Source organism: Acinetobacter sp. ANC_7634, assembly GCF_056779875.1.
The window spans coordinates 69,135-89,353 of record NZ_JBWYIT010000002.1 but is presented as its reverse complement, the minus strand read 5'-3'; the positions used below and the strand labels follow the sequence as shown (position 1 = coordinate 89,353).

Genomic DNA, 20,219 nt, shown 5'->3' with positions numbered 1-20,219 from the left:
TCACATATTTGTTTCTCTTTTGTACGATAACAAATATTGTCAGACAAAAAAATTAGAGCCGATCTGAAATCAAAGTTATCTTAAAAATTGTTCGGGATGAACAACATAAGATAAATACAAGGAATTTTATACAGTGATCATTGCTAAAAATAAAGTGTCTTTAGATGATCATGCACTATCAGGATAAGACTAGATGCCGAGTTTAACGCCACTACATGAAACCTATTGTAAATGGGATCGATCTCCTCCGAGTCAGGCCGATGTGCTTGAAGGTTTGGCACAACTGGTCAGCACTCCAATCAACCTTGCTGTTCAAAATCTCATTCAATCACTTCAACGTGAAGTGCTCTTAACCGTATTTGGTTTAAGTAAAAAAACATCAAAAGAATTTCAAAAAAAAACCTACGTTCGAAAGTTATATCAATTTTCATATGACACGCTTCTAAATTACGGAAATTATTTGGTCGCACCAGCCCTGCGCAAAATCATTGATCAATTTCCGAAACTCCATGATAAACCCCTCACGCCAAAAATGATTTTTTTGGTCAGTGCTCTTAATGGCGTGATTGGCGACTATTTACTCAAAAATCAAAATCCGTTGGCGATTACCAGTAATCTGTATGATCACTATGGAGAGTTACAACAGGGTGACCTGTCAGGTCGTGTCGTGATCTTTTGCCATGGTCTGTGCATGAATCATCTTGATTGGACCAATCGTAACTATGGCGGTATTGGTGAAAAACTGCTTGCACAACGCGACAACAACACCATGCTTTATTTGCATTACAACACTGGTCGCAGAATTTCAGCGAATGGTCGTTCGTTGGCCAATATGCTTGAAGACTTGGTAAAGCGCAATCCACGTATCACCAGCCTTGATTTAATCGGTCACAGTATGGGTGGTTTGGTTTCTCGAAGTGCTTTGTTTTATGGTAAACAAAATCTCCATCAATGGTTTCACATGGCAGAGAATTTGGTCTGCTTAGGTTCTCCACATCATGGTGCAGTTCTAGAACGTATTGGCTTTGCCGTTCAAGAAAAAATTGGACACTTTCCCGTCATCAAGTTAGCCAGCCACATTGTGAATATTCGCAGTGATGGTATTTTGGATTTACGCCATGGTAGTGTCCGTGATGATGACTGGGAACACAATCACGCTCGTATTGGCATGATGGATGATAATCGTAAACCTGCACCGCTGCCTTCACATATCAATACATTCTTAGTAGCTGGAACAATTGAGTTTGAAAATCGTAAAAATCGTACACTCAAAGTCATTGGCGATTACTTAGTGAGTGTGCAAAGTGCTTTGGGTGAGCATCCAAATCCGCGATTCCAACTGAAATTGCCAGAATCACACAAAGCGGTGTTCTACGGGCTCAATCATATGGAGATTCAATACCATTCCAGTGTTGCTGAGCAAATCGTTAAATGGTTCTATCCACATCACGATGAATTAGCTGAAGAGCAAATCCGTAAATATTTAATCAAATTAGAAAGCATGGAAGGAATCGTAGAAACCTGACCATCTTCAATAAAAAAGCCAACTATTAGTTGGCTTTTTTATTTTAAGCAGGATACTTTCTGAATAACTGCCAAATCGAGATGATCAGCAAAATACTAAAAAATACCAAAGACCATACAGGTAAAGACTGACCTAGGAAAGTCCAGTCTACTACCGCACATTCGCCTGATCCTGACAGCACTTGTTGAAGCACTGTTTTAAGCGGCAAAGCATCTACCAAATAATCTAAACCAGGCCCACAACTTGGGACTTTATCTGGAGGTAAACTCTGCAGCCAGACATGACGTGCAGCAACACCCGCTGACCATAAAATCGATAATGTCCCTAGGAAAGCATATGCTCGTTTTAAACCATTACGGACGGGATTGTGTAGAACCGCAATAAAAGAAATCAGTCCCAGTCCGATCAGACCTAACCGTTGAAATACACACAATGGACAAGGCTCAAGTCCTTGGACATGTTCGAGATACAACGCGAAGGCCATTCCAATCACGCTGGCTACAAACAACAGACCACTCACCATGCGATAATTTTGCCACTGCATATACTTTCCTCAATATTTTTATCGATATGCTTTTAGATATTCTTTAAAGCTTAGACTACACTCTGCTTCCAACTGTTGTTGCTGTTCAAGTGATTGCACTGTGAGTTGTTCAAAATAGGTGACTTTATCCTGAGATAACACATAATTTTGATAATGATCAGCATGTTGATGCGCGAGCACACTGCCTAAGCTCCAAGTACCACTATGTTTTACAGTATCTTCTACTATTTTCGCAGAGAAGGTTTCATCCACCTCATCTACACGTGATTGCATGATTTGCATTGCATCAGAATACAACGAGGTCAAGTGAACTTGATCTAACGTTTCTGCTAAAGGCTGCATCTGTTTGAGATATTGATTTGCCCATGTCTCAATTTCAATTGATTGACCATTTTCAACAATGGCAGCATTTGGCGCACGTCCACGATTCACAACTTCTTGCTGGTTTTGTTCAATCACTTCAAGTTCATCATCTAGCAGCTCAGGACTGTCTTTTAATAAACAATAAAGCGCTAATACCTCTAGGAAGCCTGCAGTATCTTCATTGATACCAATTGGGCTGTATGGATTCACATCTACTGCGCGTAATTCAACATACCCTACCCCACGGTTTGCTAATGCATCAGATGGTGTTTCACCAGACTGTGGTACTTGTTTAGGGCGTACAAGACTGTAGTACTCATTTTCAATTTGCAGTACGTGATCATTAATTTGGATCGGTTCGCCCGCTTCGTCATCTAATCCCAAACGACTGAAAGCAGCATAAGACGTTTTCACCGCCTTTTGTAAGCCTGCTAAATATCCTTTCAAATCATTGTAATGAATACCTAACTCTTTCTGCGCTGAGTTTTGATATCCAAAGCGCCCCATACGCAATGCAGTGGCATATGGCAAATACAATGTTCCCTTAATTAAAGGCAATAAATGATGTTCACGACCCGTCATAAAACAACGACAGACCGATGGGCTTGCACCTATCAAAAACATAACCAATGGGGTTAAACGAATGAAATTTCGAATTAAAGCGAAATATCGATGGCTGCGATAATCCTGCAAACTGAGCTGTTTTAAAGCTTCATCTTGCTCGTTTGCTTGCAACTGCTCAAACAACGCATCAGGGAATGAAACATTGTAATGTACACCTGAAATCGTCTGCATACGACGACCATAACGTACACCTAAACCACGACGGTATAAGGTTTTGAATTTACCAATATTGGACGAGCCATATTGCGCAAGACGAATACTTTCTTCTTCATCATCCAACATACATGGCATCGACATTGGCCATAGCTTTTCACCATCTTCTAGATGTCGATGAGTGAAAGCATGAATATCTTCTAAGTAGCTTAATGCTTCAGGAATTGAAGATTGAGGAGGCGTAATAAACTCAAGTAAGGCTTCAGAATAATCTGTCGTAATATGAGGATGAGTTAACGCAGAGCCTAAACCCTTAGGATGATCTTTCTGGGAGATAAAGCCATCACTTTGCATCCTTAAGCTTTCGCGCTCAATGCCTCGTAACATACCTTTAAACACCGACGAATCCACCCAATTTGGTAAAATTGTTTCAGAGAGCGCTTCGGGTTGACTCATTACTTACTCGCTTATCTAGAAGAACGACTGAGATAAAAAATTATTGATTTATATCAAGTATACCGTGATTTATATTCCCAAATGCAGTTTGCATATACATTTCAGTTGGATAAACCTTTTATTTTGGCAAATTTTTAACACAATCTTAGTCTTTAAGACATCTGAAATTTGTGATTTTATTGCAGAATAAATGCTAACAAACTGTAAAGAATATGAATTATCAAAACGTTATAGATTTTTGGTTCAGTGCTGAAACTCAACCACATTGGTTTGCGAAAAGCGATGCTTTCGATCAACTTATTCAAGCGCAATTTGGTCACACCATCCAACAAGCTGCCGCAGGCGAACTATGGACATGGCGGGAAACTGCTTTAGGACGCTTAGCAGAAATCATTGTCTTGGATCAATTTTCTCGTAATGTTTATCGTGGCAAAGCTGAATCTTTTGCCCAAGATCCATTAGCACTTGGGCTAGCTCAAGAAGCGGTTCGTCTTGGTTTAGATCTCGAACTGGAACCTGAACAACGTAGCTTCTTATATATGCCTTTCATGCATAGCGAATCAAAAATCATTCACACTCAAGCGCTTCGTTTGTTTGAGGCATTAGGCAACCCTGTAAATTTAGACTTTGAGAAAAAGCATCAAGTCATCATTGAACGTTTCGGCCGCTATCCTCATCGTAATGAAATTTTAAATCGTCTCTCTACGCCTGAGGAAATAGAATTCTTAAAACAGCCAAACAGTAGCTTCTAAATTGATATTGACACAACAGACTTCAGGAGAGCGAAATGAAAAACTTATGCATGATTTTGGGATTATCTGGCATGCTCCTGCTGTCTGGTTGTGTCACGACGCCAAGTAAACCGCGTACATTTGATCAGCTTGGGCAATTCGCAACTATTCCCTTGAACCAATCAACGTATCGTATTAGTTTTCAAGGCTCATCTAACATGAGCTATGGTAAAGCTGAAGAAATAACCTTACTTAAAGCTGCACAAACAACAGTCAAACAGGGCTTTCATTTTTTTAAAGTCCAAGATGATCCAAGCAATCGCACACAACAACCACCTCGTCAAGCTGTGGTTTATTCCAATCCTTACCCGTATGGTTATGGATATCGTAGACATCCTATGTTCTTTGATCCTTTTAATGATGTGCCACAGGTGGTCAGTTTAGAGCCAGTTCAAGTAGCCTATACCATCACCTGTTTTAAAGATCAAAAAACAGCACCTCAAGATGCTTTTGATGCACGTTTAATTTTACAGGCCTTAGGGTCTAAATATGGTTTAAGTGCTACAGGCGACATACTGCCTGTACAAACACAGCCTTCTCAATCACAATAAAATAATATTAATACAACAGCTTACATAGGAATTATGCATGAGTGTATCACCAACAATGACTACCCCTAGTCTGGATCGAAGCAAACGGTTTGCCATGATCGCACTGGTTGTCGCTGTATTGGCTTGGATATCGCTCATGGTGGCTGCCAAAATTTTTCCAGAATATGTTTGGCTTATTCATATTTTAATGTTGTCTGCTGAAGCAGGTGTGGTTGGTGGTTTAGCAGATTGGTATGCCATTACGGTTTTGTTTCGGAACCCATTCGGCCGTATCCCTATTCCTAAGTTTTTAAAAGATCACACCGAAATTATTCCACGTAACAAAGCGCGTATTGCAGAATCCATGGGACGTTTTGTTCAAGAAAACTTCCTATCGCCACAGATTGTGGCAAAAAGCTTGAGTCAAACAGATGTGAGTTTGGCAGTAGGACAATGGCTAGCCAATCCAGATAACAATCGTCAAGTGACTCAAGTGATTCAACAGACAGTGCCTAAAGTTTTTGAGTTTGTTGGACAAGAACAAGTCGGTAGGTTTATTCAAACTAACAGTGTGCAATGGGTAAAGAACACTCAAATCAATACCCTGGCCAGTGAAATGATTCGTGCCGTATTAGAAAATGACTTCCACCAAGATGTTTTACAACGTGGTCTCGATGTTGCGCACGGTTGGGTGACTTCACATCCTGAACAAACTCGGGAGCTAACCCGCACCCTATTTAAAGAACTCGGAGTGTGGCGTTTAGCCAAAGGCGCAAGTTGGATCGGTATCGATGTTCAACAAAGAACGATTGACTCTTTAATAGAGCGTGTCGAGTCAATGTTGGCAGATCCAGAGCATCCATGGCGTCAAAAAATTGAGAGTATTGCACAGCATTTAATGACTGAACTCGCAAATCCTGAAAGTCAGGCGAGTCTTAAATTAAATGAAACTAAAAATGCATTGTTAGATAGTCCTCAAGTTTTAAATTTTATTACTGGTGCCGTCGTCATTCTGTGCAATGCCATTCGTGAAGATTTGGAGAAAGCAGATTCAGGTATAGCTGAAAATTTACGTGTTGCGATTCAACAAGTCGGTCAAAACATCATTTCCAATCCTGCATTACGCCAATTATTAAATGAAAAAATGAGTTCAATGGCAGTCAATCTCAGTGATCAATACAGCGAAAAAGTCATTTTATTTATCAGTGAACGCATTCACGAATGGGACTCACGAGAAATGATCGATAAAATTGAAAATGAAGTCGGTGGTGACTTACATATGATTCGCGTCAACGGTGTTGTCGTTGGTGCATTTATCGGTTTAGTGTTAGGGATCATCCGAGCAGCAGTTGAATTTTTGATTTAACTTAGAAATGAAATTTAAATTTGGTCGCTGACTAAAATTGAATTCATTGTGAATTGACGTCATCAAAAAGCCCATTTCTGCATGAATGGGCTGTATTTATTATTCTTAATCCATTTAAAGAACTAAGCTATCACTAGAGTCATTCCTATCTGCTTCATCTTATATAAACCATAATAATATTATAAGGTTACATAATTTTTTTACGATTTAAATGTGAAATAATATCTTGATAAGAGTCTACTTTACAAAAATAAGCTGGGGAGTTCTTTCTCACGTCTTCTGAGGGTTGAAATAAAAAACCATAATCAACTAAATGCAACATCGAAAAATCATTGAATGCATCACCGATCGCAATACTATTGGTCATTGAAACGTTTTCTTTTTGGAACTTTACAATAATTTCATGTTTCCCTTTATCTCGTGTATACAGAACATTTTCTATAAATCCATCTGGTCCAATTTCTAAGTGATGACAATATGTATTTTTAACAGGAAGATTTAATTTTTCAAAAAAGGGAAATAAAAACTCATAAAAGCAATCTGAAATAATGTTAACTTCAAAATTTTCAGCCTTTTGCAAATATTCTAAAAACTCTTTAGCATCTGGAATGACATCCAGTTCTTTAATGTCATCGATTAATTGTTTTAAAGGAATTTTATTTTCTTTCAGTAAATTAATTCTAAATTCCATCAGAGACTTATAGTCTGCGACTTCTCGAGTTGTAATCGCCAACTCTGGGATATTGTATACATTTGAAAAGTGTTTCCATATTTCAGGGACAAGAACACCTTCCATATCGATAAAAGCCATCTTTTTCATATTGCTACCCTATTATTGAAATTTAGCAAACAGAAGTGCTATCCCTAGCAGACATAATACAGTTCCAATCACTCTGTTAATCTGTACTTGCTTAGCTAACATTTTCTGTCTTAAAACAATCGATGAAAAAAGCAAAGCCACCAATCCAAACCATAAAAAATGAGCAAAAGACATAAATAGCCCATAACCGACCAGAATCGCTTTCGGCGTACTCACACTGATGATCTGAGTGTATGTACTAATCACAAATAAAGTCGTTTTAGGATTAAGTGCATTGGTGAAAAAGCCATATTTCACTGCTTGAAAAGGATTAATTGCAGCAGTTGATGACGTCTCGACAACCGGACTTTGTACAAAAGTTTTATAACCGATATAGATGAGATAGATGGCTCCAATATACTTCACAATATTTAGAATTTGAGGTGTATACGCCATGACAAATGCGACAGCAATAAGCGTATAAGTCACATGAATCAAAACACCTAAAGAAATTCCCAGTGAAGTGAGAACACCTATCCTTCTACCATATAAGTAACTGTTTTTTGTCACGATAGCAAAATCAGCACCAGGACTCACAACAGCGAGTATGGTGATGAGAATAACTGCTATAAACTCACCCATTCATTATGCCTTTTTAAACGTGATCACTAATACATCTCTTAATCCAGTATCACCCAACGTAAAATCATTGACTTTGATTTCCGTTACGCTGTGATAGACCTGATGATCATCCACAAGTGCGATATCTAAAAAATTTTCAAGCATAAATTCTGCTTTCAAATTCTTATTTAAGTCATAAATTCGGGTCATTCCACCCTGAACATTTTGACGGTTGATCATGGCCATTAAAACGAAATCCACCCCATCTCGATGTATCCCCTCAGGGGTTGGCTTACCACTATCGTTAAATTTTGCTTCAATGCGAAATTGATGCGCTTCGATAAACCAATTTTCAGTTTCAATTTCTGAAAAGGTGAGATATGCGAATTGTAGTAAATTTCTAAAAATTGGATTTTCAATTGTATTTTTATCAATCTCTGAAAAATATCTCGCAATTCCACCATTCAAAGTGTTGTATTCAATCGTCTGAAAATGAGGAATATAAGAATTTTTCAGTAAAATTTTATGCTTATCATTAATAGTAAAAGTTGCATGTTTTCTTGTTCGATATTTACCTTTATCCGACATAAATTGATCTAAATCTAGAGCGTTCCAACTGTCTATAAAATCACTGACATCTTGCTCATTAACATCGTGAAAATTATTATTTTTCTGTATTTCTTGGAATGTATTTAAATCAATAAATGCATAACCCTTTGTGATTATCTCTTTTGAATATGTGTATTCATCGAGATGCTGCTTGTTAAATGGACTGAATTTTAATATATTTTCCATTGTATTAGCTTTATTTTGCTTTTGGTAATCTTCATTTTGAACAAAAGTTAAAAAAATAAAATCAATAAAATCGACTAAAAATATATGAGTTTTTGGAATGATAGAAAAAATATCTTTGAATTCACTGAAGTTTTTTTATTTTGTCGCTAAATACAGCAGTGTCACGATTGCAGCAAAGAAATTATTTGTTACGCAAAGTGCCGTCAGTAAGCAAATTAACAATCTCGAAGAAATATTAAATATCACATTATTTGAACGACGAAATAAAACCTTGATACTCACCAAAGAAGGAGAAACTCTTTTTCATTGCGCTCAGAATATTTTCAATCAATTGGATGATTGTTTAATTGGACTAACTCAAAATAAAACTGAAAACAAACAATTGGTACTGTCCTGTGAACCAACCATTTCGATGAAGTGGTTAATTCCACGACTTGTTGAATTTAAAAAACTTGGACATGATTTTGAAGTGGTTTTGCTCACAGGTGGTGGTATAGTCGACTTTGAAAAAGATAATATCGATATCGCAATACGAAGAAATGATTTTGAATGGGGATCGCATCTGTTTAGTGAGAAAATTGGCGATGAATATATTGTGGCAGTCCAAGCATCTCACCACCCTAAAACCAAAGAATTGTTAATTTCTAAATCACGCCCTTATTTTTCAAAAAAATTACACCAATTGGATGAACTCAAAGATATTTTGAAGAAACATTCCAAAATAGAATTAGAGCATTTTTACTTATGTTTAGAAGGCTGCTTGGCTGGCCTAGGAAAGACGATCATTTCTATCTACATGATTGAAAAAGAATTAGAGCTCAAGTCTGTAAAAAAAATAACACCAATTCTTCAGGATGGTTCTGCCTATTATCTACTGTCCCATACTAGATTTATTGAAGATCCTAGGAAGATTATTTTTTTAAATTGGTTAAAAAATGAAATGAAGCAAAGTCAGATCAATCATTTTTAACATGAGATCGCATAGATCATCTAAGGTTTTAAACTTAATTGAAGATCATTAGAATCTTATGAGAATTAAAACGAATATGTCGCAGATATTTGTATTTAGTGCAGGCATTTCAACTGCTAAACTACGAAGAAACGGGCTAAATATTACTATCCAGCATGATTAAAATTGAATCTAAATTACCAGACTTAGGTGTCACTATTTTTAGCGTGATGTCAGCACTCGCCCAAAAGTTGAACGCGTTAAATCTTTCTCAAGGTTTTCCTGATTTTCCACCTCCTCCTGAATTAATTGCAGCTTTAGCTCAAGCCACACAACAAGGCTATAACCAATATCCACCTGGTGACGGTCTGCTGAGTTTAAGACAAAAAATTGCAGCCCAATTCTGCCAACGAGACCAAGTCGATTTAGACCCGATCAGCGAAATCACCATTACACCTGGTGCAACGACTGCAATTTTGTGTGCGATTCAAGCTGTTGTAAATGCTGGAGATGAAGTAATTATTTTCGATCCTGCTTATGATAGTTATGCACCTGCAGTGAAACTCGCTGGGGCGCAAGCGATCCATATCAACTTGGTACATCTAGACTTCCATGTTGACTGGAATGTGGTGAAAGATCGAATAAATGAACGAACGCGATTAATCATTGTAAATACACCACATAATCCCTCAGGTGCAATTTGGTCCAAGCAAGATTGGCAACAACTGATCGAGTTGATTCAGGATAAAAACATTTGTGTACTTTCTGACGAGGTCTATGAACATTTAGTGTTTGATGGTCAACAACATTATTCTGCGCTTAGTTTTCCTGAACTTCGAGATCGTAGTTTTGTGATTGGTTCATTCGGAAAAACGTTTCATGTTACTGGTTGGAAAACTGGATATTGCGTTGCACCTCAGGCACTGATGAAAGTATTTCGTCAAATTTATCAATTTGCCAATTTCTGTGGTGTCCATCCGATTCAAATCGCGCTTAATCAATTCATCGAACAACATCCTGAACATATTTTAGATCTCCCCAATTTTTATCAAGCTAAACGTGACTTATTCATCCATGGAATTCAACATTCAAAATTTCAATATGTGCCGTCACCAGGAACTTATTTTCAAAACTTAGATTTCAGTACACTAAGACCTGAGCTCACAGATATAGAAATGTGCCAATATCTTGCAGAACAACACAAACTGGTAGCGATTCCTATATCAGTGTTTTATCAACAGCCACCTCAAGATCTGAAGCTCATTCGGGTCTGTTTTGCAAAACGAGAGGAAACCTTGCATCTTGCAGGAGAAATTTTAACGAAGGTTCAATCACAATAACGAAAAGAGACGAGACGGATTACTTTATTACTAAAGCAATTTGAATGATAAGGTGTTAAGGTCAATCCGTTGATATAGAAAACAATAATGGATAAGACTTATATATGGCGAGAACCTTACGGCCGATTGATGAACCTGGTTTCTGGAAAGTTTTTTTAGTTTTTTTAGTTCCGCTGATTGCAACCAATATCCTGCAAAATTTATCAGGCACAATTAATACGATCTTCGTCGGGCAAATGATGGGCGTTCAAGCAATTGCTGCTGTTTCCGTCTTCTTCCCTATTTTGTTCTGTCTCTTGGCTTTTGTGATTGGGCTTTCGGCTGGCTCGACGGTATTGGTTGGTCAAGCGTGGGGAGCACAAAATTTAGAAAAAGTAAGAGCGGTTGTCGGGTCTACTATTTTTATGACATTGATCGGCGGGACGATTATTGCCATTTTAGGTGTTCTATCTGCACGCCACATTCTTGAAGCCTTAGGCACAGACCCAAGTGTCATGCACTTATCTTTGCCTTATGTTCAATGGATGTTAGCAGGTAGCCCACTCCTTTTTATCTATATTATTTATACCTCTATCTTACGTGGTGTCGGTGATAGCATTACACCTCTCATCGCTTTGGGAATGACCAGTTTAATTGGGCTCTTTATTACTCCTGTTCTCATCGCTGGATATTTTGGATTTCCTCAATTAGGTATCATTGCACCCGCCATCGCTACGATTGTGGGTTATCTAGCCGTGCTTATTTTTCTGTACGTTTATTTAAATAAAAAAAATCATCCATTACGTCCAGATTTAGCAATGTGTAAACATGTACGCCACAATCCTGAACTGAGCAAAATTATTCTCAGACTTGGCGTTCCTACAGGCATTCAAATGGTCACGACCTCTGTGGCAGGATTAGTCATTGTCGGCTTGGTCAATCGCTATGGTTCAGAAGCAACAGCTGCTTATGGCGCAGTTAATCAGGTTTTGAACTACATCCAATTCCCTGCTCTGTCTATCGCAATTGCTGCCTCTATTTTTGGGGCTCAAGCGATCGGTGCAGGTAAAGCGGATTCTTTATCACGTGTAACTAAAACAGCACTGGGGATGAATTTTGTCTTTACAGGCGGGCTCGTAATCTTGGCTTATTTGTTCTCAAAATATCTCATGGCATTATTTATTACAGATGAAAAAGTCGTGATACTCGGGCAACAATTATTGTTTATTGTGCTGTGGTCAATTTTATTTTTTGGCGCGAGTGCTATTTTCGCCTCAATTATGCGTGCAAGTGGCACTGTGACTATGCCAATGATCATCAATATTGTAGCCATACTCTGTATAGAACTCCCAGCAGCTTATCTATTTAGCGCATGGTGGGGGCTGGCGGGAATCTGGTACGCTTATGCTTTGGCTTTCGTTTGCTTATGTGTGATGCAAGGTTTGTATTATCAATTTGTTTGGAAAAAGAAAACTGTTCAAGTACTGATTTAAATTAGAAATCAAGAAAATAAAAAACCCGCATGACGCGGGTTTTTTAACGATTATTTAGAATCGAAACGTTTACTCATTTTAGTCGCAAATGCAGTCACTTTTTGATAGCCCGTTGGCATCACACGTTGCATTAAATCAATCACTTTCGCATCGTTACCAATCAGTAAACGACGGCGATCTTTTTGCACTGCTTCTAGAATTTGACGCGCTGCTTCTTCAGGTGGACAACGTAATAATTTATCAAATGTCTGTGCAGATTTCTGTGGATTCATGCCCAAAGATTTTAAACTGTCATTCATTTTTGCAGCTTTCGCAATATTGGTACGAATGCCACCTGGATGTACGCAAAGCGCGCTCACACCCACATTTTCAATATCTAGCTCTTGACGAAGAGATTCAGTGAAACCACGTACAGCAAATTTAGTTGCATTATAAGCAGACTGAGTTGGTTGCGCAGTTAAACCGAATAAACTTGAAATGTTGATAATGTGTCCATCACCTGTTTTCTTAATATATGGTAAGAATTCTTTGGTGCCGTATACGACACCCCAGAAGTTAATATTAACAATCCATTCCAACTCTTCGTATGTTGCACCTTCAACGGTCGAACCCAATGCCACCCCAGCATTGTTGAAAATCATGTTCACTGAACCATGATTCTGTACAGTTTCAGCCGCCCATGCTTTAACTTCGTCACGATTCGCAACATCTACTTTTTTGGTTGTGACTCGTACATTTGCATTCTTCGTCAGTTCAACTGTTTCTGCTAAGCCCTTTTCATTTACGTCACTTAAAGACAAATGACAACCTTGCTTAGCCAGTAACACCGCAAGTTGTTGACCAATACCAGAACCTGCACCTGTGATTGCAGCCACTTTGTTTTTAAAATTTTTCATTGTGAATCCTTTTTTTGATTTTTATGCACCACAGCGTTGATCTGGGTCATTCATGTTCACTATAATTTTGACAATTATTATTGTCAATGTAACTATCGACCATTTTTATTGTTACTATAGGCCAATTTAGTATCTTTAGCTGATCAGTACTCTATACTGACCGCAGCATAACACTTTTATAAAAAGACTCGAATTGCTATGAACCCAGAGAACCTCACTCCATCAGAACACGAGCAAGCGATTGAAAAGCCTCCCGCAAAAGAGCGTCAATTTAAAGGGATGTCCTTAACTGAACGCAAACAAGCACGCCGTGAGAAACTTATTGAAGCGGGTATTGAAGCATATGGAACTCATGGTTTTTTCTCAGTAACCGTTAAAGATATTTGCACACAAGCGAAATTAACTGAACGTTACTTTTATGAATCTTTTAAGAAAAGTGAAAACTTATTCCAAACGATCTTTTTAGAACTGATTGAGAAGCTTCAACAAACATTAATGCAAGCTATTATGAAAGCCTCTCCTGAGCCTCTAAACATGATTGATGCAGGTCTAAATGCGTTCTTTAGTTTTTTAGAAGATGATCCGCGTACCGCTCGGATTATTTATATTGATGCAATGCTCGTCCAAGAACTTCATAATCATGCAACCATTCAAGAAACAATGGGCCGTTTCGACCGAATGATTCATGCCTTTGTCACATTAATGATGCCACATACCCATCTCACTGAAAAAGAGATCTCCTTGATTGCAACTGGTCTAAATGGCTATGTCACTCAAGTTGCTGTTCGCTGGGTAGTAGGTGGTTTTAAACTTCCACGTGCTGAGGTCGTTCAGGCATGTAAAACCGTTTTTCTCGCCCTATTGAATGATCTAATGAAAAAGTAGCATCAAATTAAGATGAAGAAATTGTGACAAATCGTAAGTAAATTTAAGATATTGATTTAATTTCAGATTAATAAATATCAATGAGACAAAATATCAGCCTAATTGTCACAAAACATTGCTATATTTAACTTCGATTTCCATCTTGCAATGATACTGTCATAATTAATCTTTGTAATAAGCCTGTCATAAATATAAAACGGTTCACCGTTCATCATAGGATATTGCGTTGTGAAAGATGACTACATTTTAATTGTCGACGACGAGCTCCCAATTCGGGAAATGATCCATACTTCTTTAGATATGGCAGGCTTTCAATGCTTGGAAGCAGAAGATGCGAAACAAGCACATCAAATGATTGTTGATCAACGTCCAGCGCTTATCCTACTCGACTGGATGTTACCGGGTGGCGTGAGTGGCGTAGATTTGTGTCGTCGCCTTAAGCGTGATGAAACACTTTCAGAAATTCCAGTCATTATGTTGACTGCGCGTGGCGAAGAAGATCATAAAGTTCAAGGTCTTGATGCTGGTGCAGATGACTATATGACGAAACCATTTTCAACACGTGAGTTGGTATCCCGTATTAAAGCAGTGTTAAGACGTGCAAATGCGTTAAATGGCGAAAAAACCATTGATGCAAATGGCTTAATTCTTGACCCAGTAAGCCAACGTGTCAGCTATAATCAAAATATTCTTGATATGGGGCCAACAGAATATCGTCTATTGGCATTCTTTATGACTCATCCAGAACGTGCCTATACCCGTGCTCAATTACTTGATCAGGTATGGGGTGGAAATGTGTATATTGAAGACAGAACCATCGACGTCCATATCCGTCGCTTACGTAAGGTGCTCGAACCTTATGGTGCAGACCGTTATGTTCAAACTGTGCGTGGTACTGGCTATCGTTTTTCAACACGAGCTGATGTTGCTTTAGGTTAATTTAGATTTTATGTACGAACCCTACCCCGTCCCAGAATTGGCACGTGAACATCAAAAGTTTCTATATAGCAGTTTATGGACTTTTGCCAAGCAAGACTTACGTTTACTGGTATTTCTACTGATTATTGCGGGCTGTATCGGGTTAGGGATTGGCTATCTTTGGATATGCTTAGGCATTGCCTGTCTCATATTTTTTGGTATCCAATTACGCTCATTATATTTAGTCAATGATTGGATTTCGAATCGTCCTTACGATGTACCACCAAATTTAAATGGAATCTGGGGGGCATTACTGTTCAATGTATATCGGGCTCAACGCCAAGAACGTATTGTTCAGTCTGAAATGGTTGGACTGATCGATCGAACTCAATCTTCTCTCGTGGCTTTATCAGAAGCGATTATTCTTACGGATGATTCCCATCAAATCGAATGGTGGAATCCTGCTGCGGAAAAGTTATTTGGCATTCAAGCTGTTGATCGTGGCCGCAACCTGCTCACGATTATTCGCCAGCCAGATTTTATTGAATATTTTCATAATACCCATCAAGCACCAGATGGTGTAAAAATTAAATTGGTGAACCATGATAATAAGTACGCGCAAATCAAACTGACTCGCTTTGGCAATGAAAGTCGCCTCTTAGTTGCGCACGACATTACGCGTATGAAAAATCTCGAGCAAATGCGTTCAGATTTTGTTGACAATATTTCACATGAATTAAGAACACCACTCACAGTGTTAAGTGGGTATATCGAAACATTCACAGATCAAGAAGATATCAATCCGCGTTGGAAACGTGCCTTTGAACAAATGCAATCGCAAACTAAACGCATGAATGCATTGGTCAATGATCTTTTGCTTTTGTCTCGTTTAGAAAATGAAAAACAAATTGCGAAAAATCAAATTATCGAAATGCCAAGTTTAATGAACCATCTGTTTGATGATGCGCAAGCTTACAATATTGATTATGGTCATACACTTAACCTTGATATAGACAGCCACTGTGACTTAATTGGTTCAGATATGGAATTGGCGAGTGCATTTAGCAACTTAATTACCAATGCCATAAAGTACACCCCGAAAGGTGGCACCATCACCATCGGCTGGCATGATGATGGAGAACGTGGCTATTTTTCTGTTCAGGATACTGGTATTGGAATTGATCCAAAACACTTACCGCGTTTAACTGAGCGTTTTTATCGTGTGGATAGTGCACGCAGTCGTCAAACAGGTGGTACTGGTTTAGGCCTTGCCATCGTTAAGCACGTACTTATGCAACATGGCGCACATATTGAAATCGAGTCGAAAGAAAACGAAGGCTCTACATTTATTGCCGTGTTTCCCAAAGAACGCTTGTATAAAATGCACGAATAAAAAAAAGCGCCTTAGGCGCTTTTTTTTATTCAAAAGATATACTCAAATAAGATGACCCAACGCTTCACCCATTACTACAGTTGAGTTCGCCTTAAATGCTTGGTCCCATTGCATTTTATCTTTCTCAAACAAAACTACAGCCGTTGAACCCAAATAAAAACGTCCGAGCTCATCACCTTTTTCAAGTTTCATCGCATGATGGTTCAGCTCTAAGCGACCTGTTGGTTTTACTTTACCTGTCGCAACAGTTTCAATTCCAGCAACAATCATTGCGCCAACTAAAACAACAGCCATACGACCAATATCAGTATCGAATAAACATACCATTCGTTCATTACGTGCAAACAAACCCGGAATATTTTCAGCTGTAGTTTGGTTGACTGAAAATAATTCACCTGGAATATATAAAGTTTCAGTCAATGTACCAGAATAAGGCATATGCACACGATGATAATCACGCGGTGATAAGTACACTGTTGCAAATTCACCATTTTTGAATGGTGCTGCCAATTGAGGATCACCAATTAACTTTTCAACTGAAAAGCTTTGACCTTTTGCCTGAAAAATATCGCCCTCATTGATTTTACCCAATTGTGAAATTGCACCGTCTGCAGGTGACACGACACTTTTAGGATTAGGATCAATTGAACGAACGCCTGTTTTCAAAGAGCGAGTGAAAAACTCATTAAAGGATTTAAATTTCAAGGCATTTTGTTGCTCAGCAATTGACATATCAATGCCATATTTTGCTTTAAATGCTTGAATGACAACATTCTTTAATACTGGGTTTTCACTGGCTGCGACTTTACCCACCAAACGGCTGAGTTTTTGTTGCGGGACGATTTGCTGCGCTTGAATAAATAGTTTCTTTTTTAAATTTGTCAGACTCACTCAGGTGACTCTCCAGTAATGATTGGACTGTCGAGGCGGTTGCCCCACTCGCTCCACGCACCATCATAAGCTTGGATATCCCAACCCAGTAATCGACCAATAATGTAAGCTAAACCTGAACGGTGATGAGACTGACAATATACGACGACTGGCTGATCAAATTGAAAGCCCAATTGTTCTAAACGTTGTTGCGTGCGTTCTAAGGGGTGCAATTTTAAATGATTTTGACGATTAAGTGCAGTACTCCACTCAAAATGTCTAGCCGTTGGAATATGTCCACCACGACGTGCCGCGAGACGTTGCCCGGTATACTCTTCAGCCGTCCGGCAGTCCCATACTTGGCAAGTTTTATTTTCAATTTTTTTTATTAAATTTGAATAATCAACCCGGTGTTGATCAACATTGGATGTCTTAACTTGAAAAAGACATGTGACTGGCTGAACCTCTTCAACTTCTGAAGACGTAGGATAGTTGGCGCCTAACCATGCATGAATACCACCATTTAATAAACTGGTGTTATAAAAACCCATACAGTGTAGATTCCAGATCAGTCGACCAGCCCATGCCCCACCTTCATCATCATAGACCACGACATGATGCTCAGGTGATATGTTTAATATCTGGACTAGCTGCTGAAGCCCTTCATCATCAGGCAATAAACCCGTAGCTTGTTCCTCTTGGCGCACTAAAAATTTTGGCTTCAGATGTATAGCATGCGGAATATGTAATTGCTCATAGACCGAACTTCGGGTCAAATCAACAATACGTAACTTTTCACTTCCTAAATGAGGAACAAGTTGTTCTGCTTCAATGAGCAGACCGAAATCAAAAGCGTTAGTGGTCATATTTATTGAATAGTTCTATTGGCCTTGTTAAAATCTTAGCACAAGACTTTTTCAAAATTATTCTGATTTTTTGCATGGTATTAGCAAAAAATCAGAAAAGGGAAATTATGATTGAGGAGACTCAACATCAAATACCTGACGCAAATATGCGAGGAAGGTATCATTATCAGTCATCGTTTTTCCTGGGCTATCAGAGAGTTTAGCTACTGATTGACCATTGCACTCGACTAACTTTAGAACAATATTCAAAGCAGTTTGTCCCATATCATTGGTGAGGTTAGTACCAATCCCGAAACTCACTTGGAAACGATCTTTAAAATATTGATGCAAATCCCATGCCTTCTCTAAGTTTAGACCATCACTGAAAGTGAGCATTTTAGTTTTGCTGTCAATTTTTAATTTTTTATAATGTGCGTAGGCTTTATCGCCCCACTCATATGGATCACCACTGTCATGTCGTAGACCATCAAACAATTTGGCAAAATACAAATCAAAGTCTCTTAGGAATGCATCCATACCAACAACATCTGTCAGTGCAATGCCTAAATCTCCGCGATATTCCTGCACCCAAGTTTCAAGTGCAGCTTTTTGGAAATCACGTAAGCGAACATCCAGTGCTTGGAAAGCTTGTAAAAATTCATGTGCCATCGTACCAATGGGTGTAATACCCAACTGCTTTGCCAATAAAACATTACTGGTGCCACGAAAAATATGTGGTGCAGCCTTATTAAACTCTTCCACCACATGTTTCTGCCAGTCAAAACTATAGCGACGGCGTGTTCCAAAATCGGAAACAAGAAATGGTGGATCATTCGGTTGTTGACTACTTTCATAGTGTTTCAACAATTCAATTTTAGCTTTAAGACGGCGCTCTCCTTCTGCCAATACCTGCTCATCGCGAATACGACGAAAATAGAGTTCATTGACGATTGCAAGCACGAAAATTTCAAACATCATTGCTTGAACCATAGGTCCTTCGATACGAATATCTAAACGACCTTGATCATCGATACTGGCTTTAATAAAGCGGCGCTTAAGTTGGAATAATTCTAAATAGTCTACAAAATCACTTTTAATAAAGCGTAAACTTCTTAAATATTGTAATTCATCTTCTTTAAATTTGAGCTGACACAGTAAATCTAACTGTTCGTTCAGTTCCTCTAATATATCCACGAGTGGATAGGCTGTATCTTCAAGGTTACGACAACGAAATTGATAGACACTATCCGTTTGAGGAAATTGATGTAATACCACTTGTAGCATCGTGAATTTATACAAGTCAGTATCAAGTAAGGATTGAATAATGGCAGACATATTATTTTTCAGTTTTTAGCAACTTATTGCATTAAAGCACATTTTGTTGCGATTCATAGCTCGTTTTAGTAATTGTCGAAGATTATTCGACTAATTACTAAAACTTAAACTGATTATTTTTTTGCATTGTCTTGACTATATGACTCAGTCAAAGCTTTCAATGCTTTATCTTGCCCAATAACTTTTGCGAATTCTTCTGTGGTCTTGTGTCCTGTCTGTTTTGCTTGAGCATCACAATCGACCTGGCGTAATTGTTTGGCAATCGACCATTCAAGCTTAAAGATAGCACCCATCAAAGCTGTATTACCCTTATTATCACGAGCACAGCGGTCTGCGCCGTTTTCCAATAGAGTCGTTACAATATCTTGATGACCATAGTAGGTCGCCATCATTAATGGTGTAAAACCAGCATGGTTTTTAATATTGACTGGAAACCCATGTTTCAAAAATTCATGAACAACTTCTTTGTTTCCTGTTTTCGCTGCTGCAAAAAATAAGTCAATCACTTCTTTCTGATCTGATTGTTGTGAGCTACTGACAGACGTCGTTTGAGCGTGAAGCATTACTGAACTTAAACTCAGTAAAGCGATTAATAAACTATATACAATATTTTTCATTCTTCCCTCACCTGAGTTTAAATTCGATAACGAGTGCCTGTAAAACTCCCCTAGGGTTGCAGGAAAGGAATTGAGTTTTACAGGACTTTTTTGAGGTGACACCTTAGACCCTAATCACCAATTCAAGAACTA

Annotated in this window: 20 protein-coding genes; 10 read left to right on the top strand and 10 right to left on the bottom strand. The window is 38.4% G+C overall.

What is annotated here, in order from left to right; genetic code table 11:
* Nucleotides 1–193: 193 nt before the first annotated feature.
* Nucleotides 194–1,525, top strand: coding sequence for a PGAP1-like alpha/beta domain-containing protein (locus tag AC1M9A_RS04235; RefSeq protein ID WP_180028389.1), 1,332 nt, complete (start codon nt 194–196; stop codon nt 1,523–1,525).
* Nucleotides 1,526–1,568: 43 nt separating this feature from the next.
* Here AC1M9A_RS04235 and AC1M9A_RS04230 read toward each other — a convergent pair whose 3' ends face one another.
* Together AC1M9A_RS04230 and gshA are read right to left on the bottom strand one after the other, a co-directional pair.
* Nucleotides 1,569–2,069: a disulfide bond formation protein B gene (locus AC1M9A_RS04230; protein WP_180028388.1), complete on the bottom strand. Its 501-nt coding sequence runs from the start codon at nt 2,067–2,069 to the stop codon at nt 1,569–1,571.
* Between the two features lie 18 nt (nt 2,070–2,087).
* Nucleotides 2,088–3,665, bottom strand: a complete 1,578-nt coding sequence (gene gshA / locus AC1M9A_RS04225) for a glutamate--cysteine ligase (protein ID WP_180028387.1) — start codon at nt 3,663–3,665, stop codon at nt 2,088–2,090.
* Between the two features lie 212 nt (nt 3,666–3,877).
* On the opposite strand from gshA, the gene AC1M9A_RS04220 reads away from it, so the two are divergent.
* Genes AC1M9A_RS04220 through AC1M9A_RS04210 form a run of 3 tightly spaced genes read left to right on the top strand, consistent with a single transcriptional unit; the run spans nt 3,878 to nt 6,352 of the window.
* Nucleotides 3,878–4,417: a DUF924 family protein gene (locus AC1M9A_RS04220; RefSeq protein ID WP_481609712.1), complete on the top strand. Its 540-nt coding sequence runs from the start codon at nt 3,878–3,880 to the stop codon at nt 4,415–4,417.
* 35 nt (nt 4,418–4,452) lie between these two features.
* Complete coding sequence (locus tag AC1M9A_RS04215; RefSeq protein WP_481609711.1) at nt 4,453–5,007, top strand: CC0125/CC1285 family lipoprotein; 555 nt, start codon at nt 4,453–4,455, stop codon at nt 5,005–5,007.
* Between the two features lie 37 nt (nt 5,008–5,044).
* On the top strand, nt 5,045–6,352 hold the full coding sequence (locus AC1M9A_RS04210) for a DUF445 domain-containing protein (RefSeq protein ID WP_481591972.1): 1,308 nt from the start codon (nt 5,045–5,047) through the stop codon (nt 6,350–6,352).
* A 187-nt stretch (nt 6,353–6,539) separates the two neighbouring features.
* Here AC1M9A_RS04210 and thrH read toward each other — a convergent pair whose 3' ends face one another.
* From thrH to AC1M9A_RS04195, 3 genes are read right to left on the bottom strand one after another with little or no spacing between them, the layout of a single operon-like run.
* Entirely contained in the window at nt 6,540–7,172 is a 633-nt protein-coding gene (thrH, locus tag AC1M9A_RS04205) for a bifunctional phosphoserine phosphatase/homoserine phosphotransferase ThrH (protein ID WP_092766549.1), read from the bottom strand.
* A gap of 12 nt (nt 7,173–7,184) precedes the next feature.
* The gene (locus AC1M9A_RS04200; RefSeq protein ID WP_035264787.1) at nt 7,185–7,793 is read right to left on the bottom strand and encodes a LysE family translocator; all 609 of its coding nucleotides are present in this window, start codon (nt 7,791–7,793) and stop codon (nt 7,185–7,187) included.
* A 3-nt stretch (nt 7,794–7,796) separates the two neighbouring features.
* On the bottom strand, nt 7,797–8,567 hold the full coding sequence (locus AC1M9A_RS04195) for a 2OG-Fe dioxygenase family protein (RefSeq protein WP_481609710.1): 771 nt from the start codon (nt 8,565–8,567) through the stop codon (nt 7,797–7,799).
* A gap of 97 nt (nt 8,568–8,664) precedes the next feature.
* On the opposite strand from AC1M9A_RS04195, the gene AC1M9A_RS04190 reads away from it, so the two are divergent.
* The 3 genes from AC1M9A_RS04190 to AC1M9A_RS04180 all read left to right on the top strand — a co-directional run bounded on the left by AC1M9A_RS04190 (nt 8,665) and on the right by AC1M9A_RS04180 (nt 12,328).
* Nucleotides 8,665–9,537: a LysR family transcriptional regulator gene (locus tag AC1M9A_RS04190; protein WP_481609709.1), complete on the top strand. Its 873-nt coding sequence runs from the start codon at nt 8,665–8,667 to the stop codon at nt 9,535–9,537.
* Nucleotides 9,538–9,692: 155 nt separating this feature from the next.
* The gene (locus AC1M9A_RS04185; RefSeq protein WP_481609708.1) at nt 9,693–10,856 is read left to right on the top strand and encodes a methionine aminotransferase; all 1,164 of its coding nucleotides are present in this window, start codon (nt 9,693–9,695) and stop codon (nt 10,854–10,856) included.
* A gap of 104 nt (nt 10,857–10,960) precedes the next feature.
* Entirely contained in the window at nt 10,961–12,328 is a 1,368-nt protein-coding gene (locus AC1M9A_RS04180; RefSeq protein ID WP_092766554.1) for an MATE family efflux transporter, read from the top strand.
* Nucleotides 12,329–12,378: 50 nt separating this feature from the next.
* On the opposite strand, the gene AC1M9A_RS04175 is transcribed toward AC1M9A_RS04180, so the two are convergent.
* Nucleotides 12,379–13,224, bottom strand: a complete 846-nt coding sequence (locus AC1M9A_RS04175) for an SDR family NAD(P)-dependent oxidoreductase (RefSeq protein WP_035264797.1) — start codon at nt 13,222–13,224, stop codon at nt 12,379–12,381.
* Between the two features lie 198 nt (nt 13,225–13,422).
* Here AC1M9A_RS04175 and AC1M9A_RS04170 point away from each other — a divergent pair, with 198 nt between their 5' ends.
* The 3 genes from AC1M9A_RS04170 to phoR all read left to right on the top strand — a co-directional run bounded on the left by AC1M9A_RS04170 (nt 13,423) and on the right by phoR (nt 16,420).
* A complete protein-coding gene (locus tag AC1M9A_RS04170) occupies nt 13,423–14,109 on the top strand; it encodes a TetR/AcrR family transcriptional regulator (RefSeq protein ID WP_035264798.1) in 687 nt (228 codons plus the stop codon).
* A 228-nt stretch (nt 14,110–14,337) separates the two neighbouring features.
* Nucleotides 14,338–15,048 carry a phosphate regulon transcriptional regulator PhoB gene (phoB, locus tag AC1M9A_RS04165; protein ID WP_035264799.1) on the top strand — a complete coding sequence of 237 codons (711 nt, stop codon included), beginning with the start codon at nt 14,338–14,340 and terminating at the stop codon, nt 15,046–15,048.
* Nucleotides 15,049–15,058: 10 nt separating this feature from the next.
* On the top strand, nt 15,059–16,420 hold the full coding sequence (phoR, locus tag AC1M9A_RS04160) for a phosphate regulon sensor histidine kinase PhoR (RefSeq protein WP_035264800.1): 1,362 nt from the start codon (nt 15,059–15,061) through the stop codon (nt 16,418–16,420).
* A gap of 42 nt (nt 16,421–16,462) precedes the next feature.
* Here phoR and asd read toward each other — a convergent pair whose 3' ends face one another.
* The 4 genes from asd to AC1M9A_RS04140 form a co-directional block, all read right to left on the bottom strand.
* Entirely contained in the window at nt 16,463–17,311 is an 849-nt protein-coding gene (gene asd, locus AC1M9A_RS04155; protein WP_035264801.1) for an archaetidylserine decarboxylase, read from the bottom strand.
* Entirely contained in the window at nt 17,308–18,156 is an 849-nt protein-coding gene (locus AC1M9A_RS04150) for a sulfurtransferase (RefSeq protein ID WP_481609707.1), read from the bottom strand. The genes asd and AC1M9A_RS04150 overlap by 4 nt, the downstream gene beginning before the upstream one ends.
* 105 nt (nt 18,157–18,261) lie before the next feature.
* Entirely contained in the window at nt 18,262–19,470 is a 1,209-nt protein-coding gene (pncB, locus tag AC1M9A_RS04145) for a nicotinate phosphoribosyltransferase (RefSeq protein ID WP_481609706.1), read from the bottom strand.
* 113 nt (nt 19,471–19,583) lie between these two features.
* Entirely contained in the window at nt 19,584–20,087 is a 504-nt protein-coding gene (locus tag AC1M9A_RS04140) for an ankyrin repeat domain-containing protein (RefSeq protein WP_481609705.1), read from the bottom strand.
* Nucleotides 20,088–20,219 lie beyond the last annotated feature (132 nt).

Coding starts and splice junctions, on each gene's coding strand:
- AC1M9A_RS04235 (WP_180028389.1), top strand. CDS start 194: ATGCCGAGTTTAACGCCACTACATGAAACCTATTGTAAATGGGATCGA.
- AC1M9A_RS04230 (WP_180028388.1), bottom strand. CDS start 2,069: ATGCAGTGGCAAAATTATCGCATGGTGAGTGGTCTGTTGTTTGTAGCC.
- gshA (WP_180028387.1), bottom strand. CDS start 3,665: ATGAGTCAACCCGAAGCGCTCTCTGAAACAATTTTACCAAATTGGGTG.
- AC1M9A_RS04220 (WP_481609712.1), top strand. CDS start 3,878: ATGAATTATCAAAACGTTATAGATTTTTGGTTCAGTGCTGAAACTCAA.
- AC1M9A_RS04215 (WP_481609711.1), top strand. CDS start 4,453: ATGAAAAACTTATGCATGATTTTGGGATTATCTGGCATGCTCCTGCTG.
- AC1M9A_RS04210 (WP_481591972.1), top strand. CDS start 5,045: ATGAGTGTATCACCAACAATGACTACCCCTAGTCTGGATCGAAGCAAA.
- thrH (WP_092766549.1), bottom strand. CDS start 7,172: ATGAAAAAGATGGCTTTTATCGATATGGAAGGTGTTCTTGTCCCTGAA.
- AC1M9A_RS04200 (WP_035264787.1), bottom strand. CDS start 7,793: ATGGGTGAGTTTATAGCAGTTATTCTCATCACCATACTCGCTGTTGTG.
- AC1M9A_RS04195 (WP_481609710.1), bottom strand. CDS start 8,567: ATGGAAAATATATTAAAATTCAGTCCATTTAACAAGCAGCATCTCGAT.
- AC1M9A_RS04190 (WP_481609709.1), top strand. CDS start 8,665: ATGATAGAAAAAATATCTTTGAATTCACTGAAGTTTTTTTATTTTGTC.
- AC1M9A_RS04185 (WP_481609708.1), top strand. CDS start 9,693: ATGATTAAAATTGAATCTAAATTACCAGACTTAGGTGTCACTATTTTT.
- AC1M9A_RS04180 (WP_092766554.1), top strand. CDS start 10,961: ATGGCGAGAACCTTACGGCCGATTGATGAACCTGGTTTCTGGAAAGTT.
- AC1M9A_RS04175 (WP_035264797.1), bottom strand. CDS start 13,224: ATGAAAAATTTTAAAAACAAAGTGGCTGCAATCACAGGTGCAGGTTCT.
- AC1M9A_RS04170 (WP_035264798.1), top strand. CDS start 13,423: ATGAACCCAGAGAACCTCACTCCATCAGAACACGAGCAAGCGATTGAA.
- phoR (WP_035264800.1), top strand. CDS start 15,059: ATGTACGAACCCTACCCCGTCCCAGAATTGGCACGTGAACATCAAAAG.
- AC1M9A_RS04150 (WP_481609707.1), bottom strand. CDS start 18,156: ATGACCACTAACGCTTTTGATTTCGGTCTGCTCATTGAAGCAGAACAA.
- pncB (WP_481609706.1), bottom strand. CDS start 19,470: ATGTCTGCCATTATTCAATCCTTACTTGATACTGACTTGTATAAATTC.
- AC1M9A_RS04140 (WP_481609705.1), bottom strand. CDS start 20,087: ATGAAAAATATTGTATATAGTTTATTAATCGCTTTACTGAGTTTAAGT.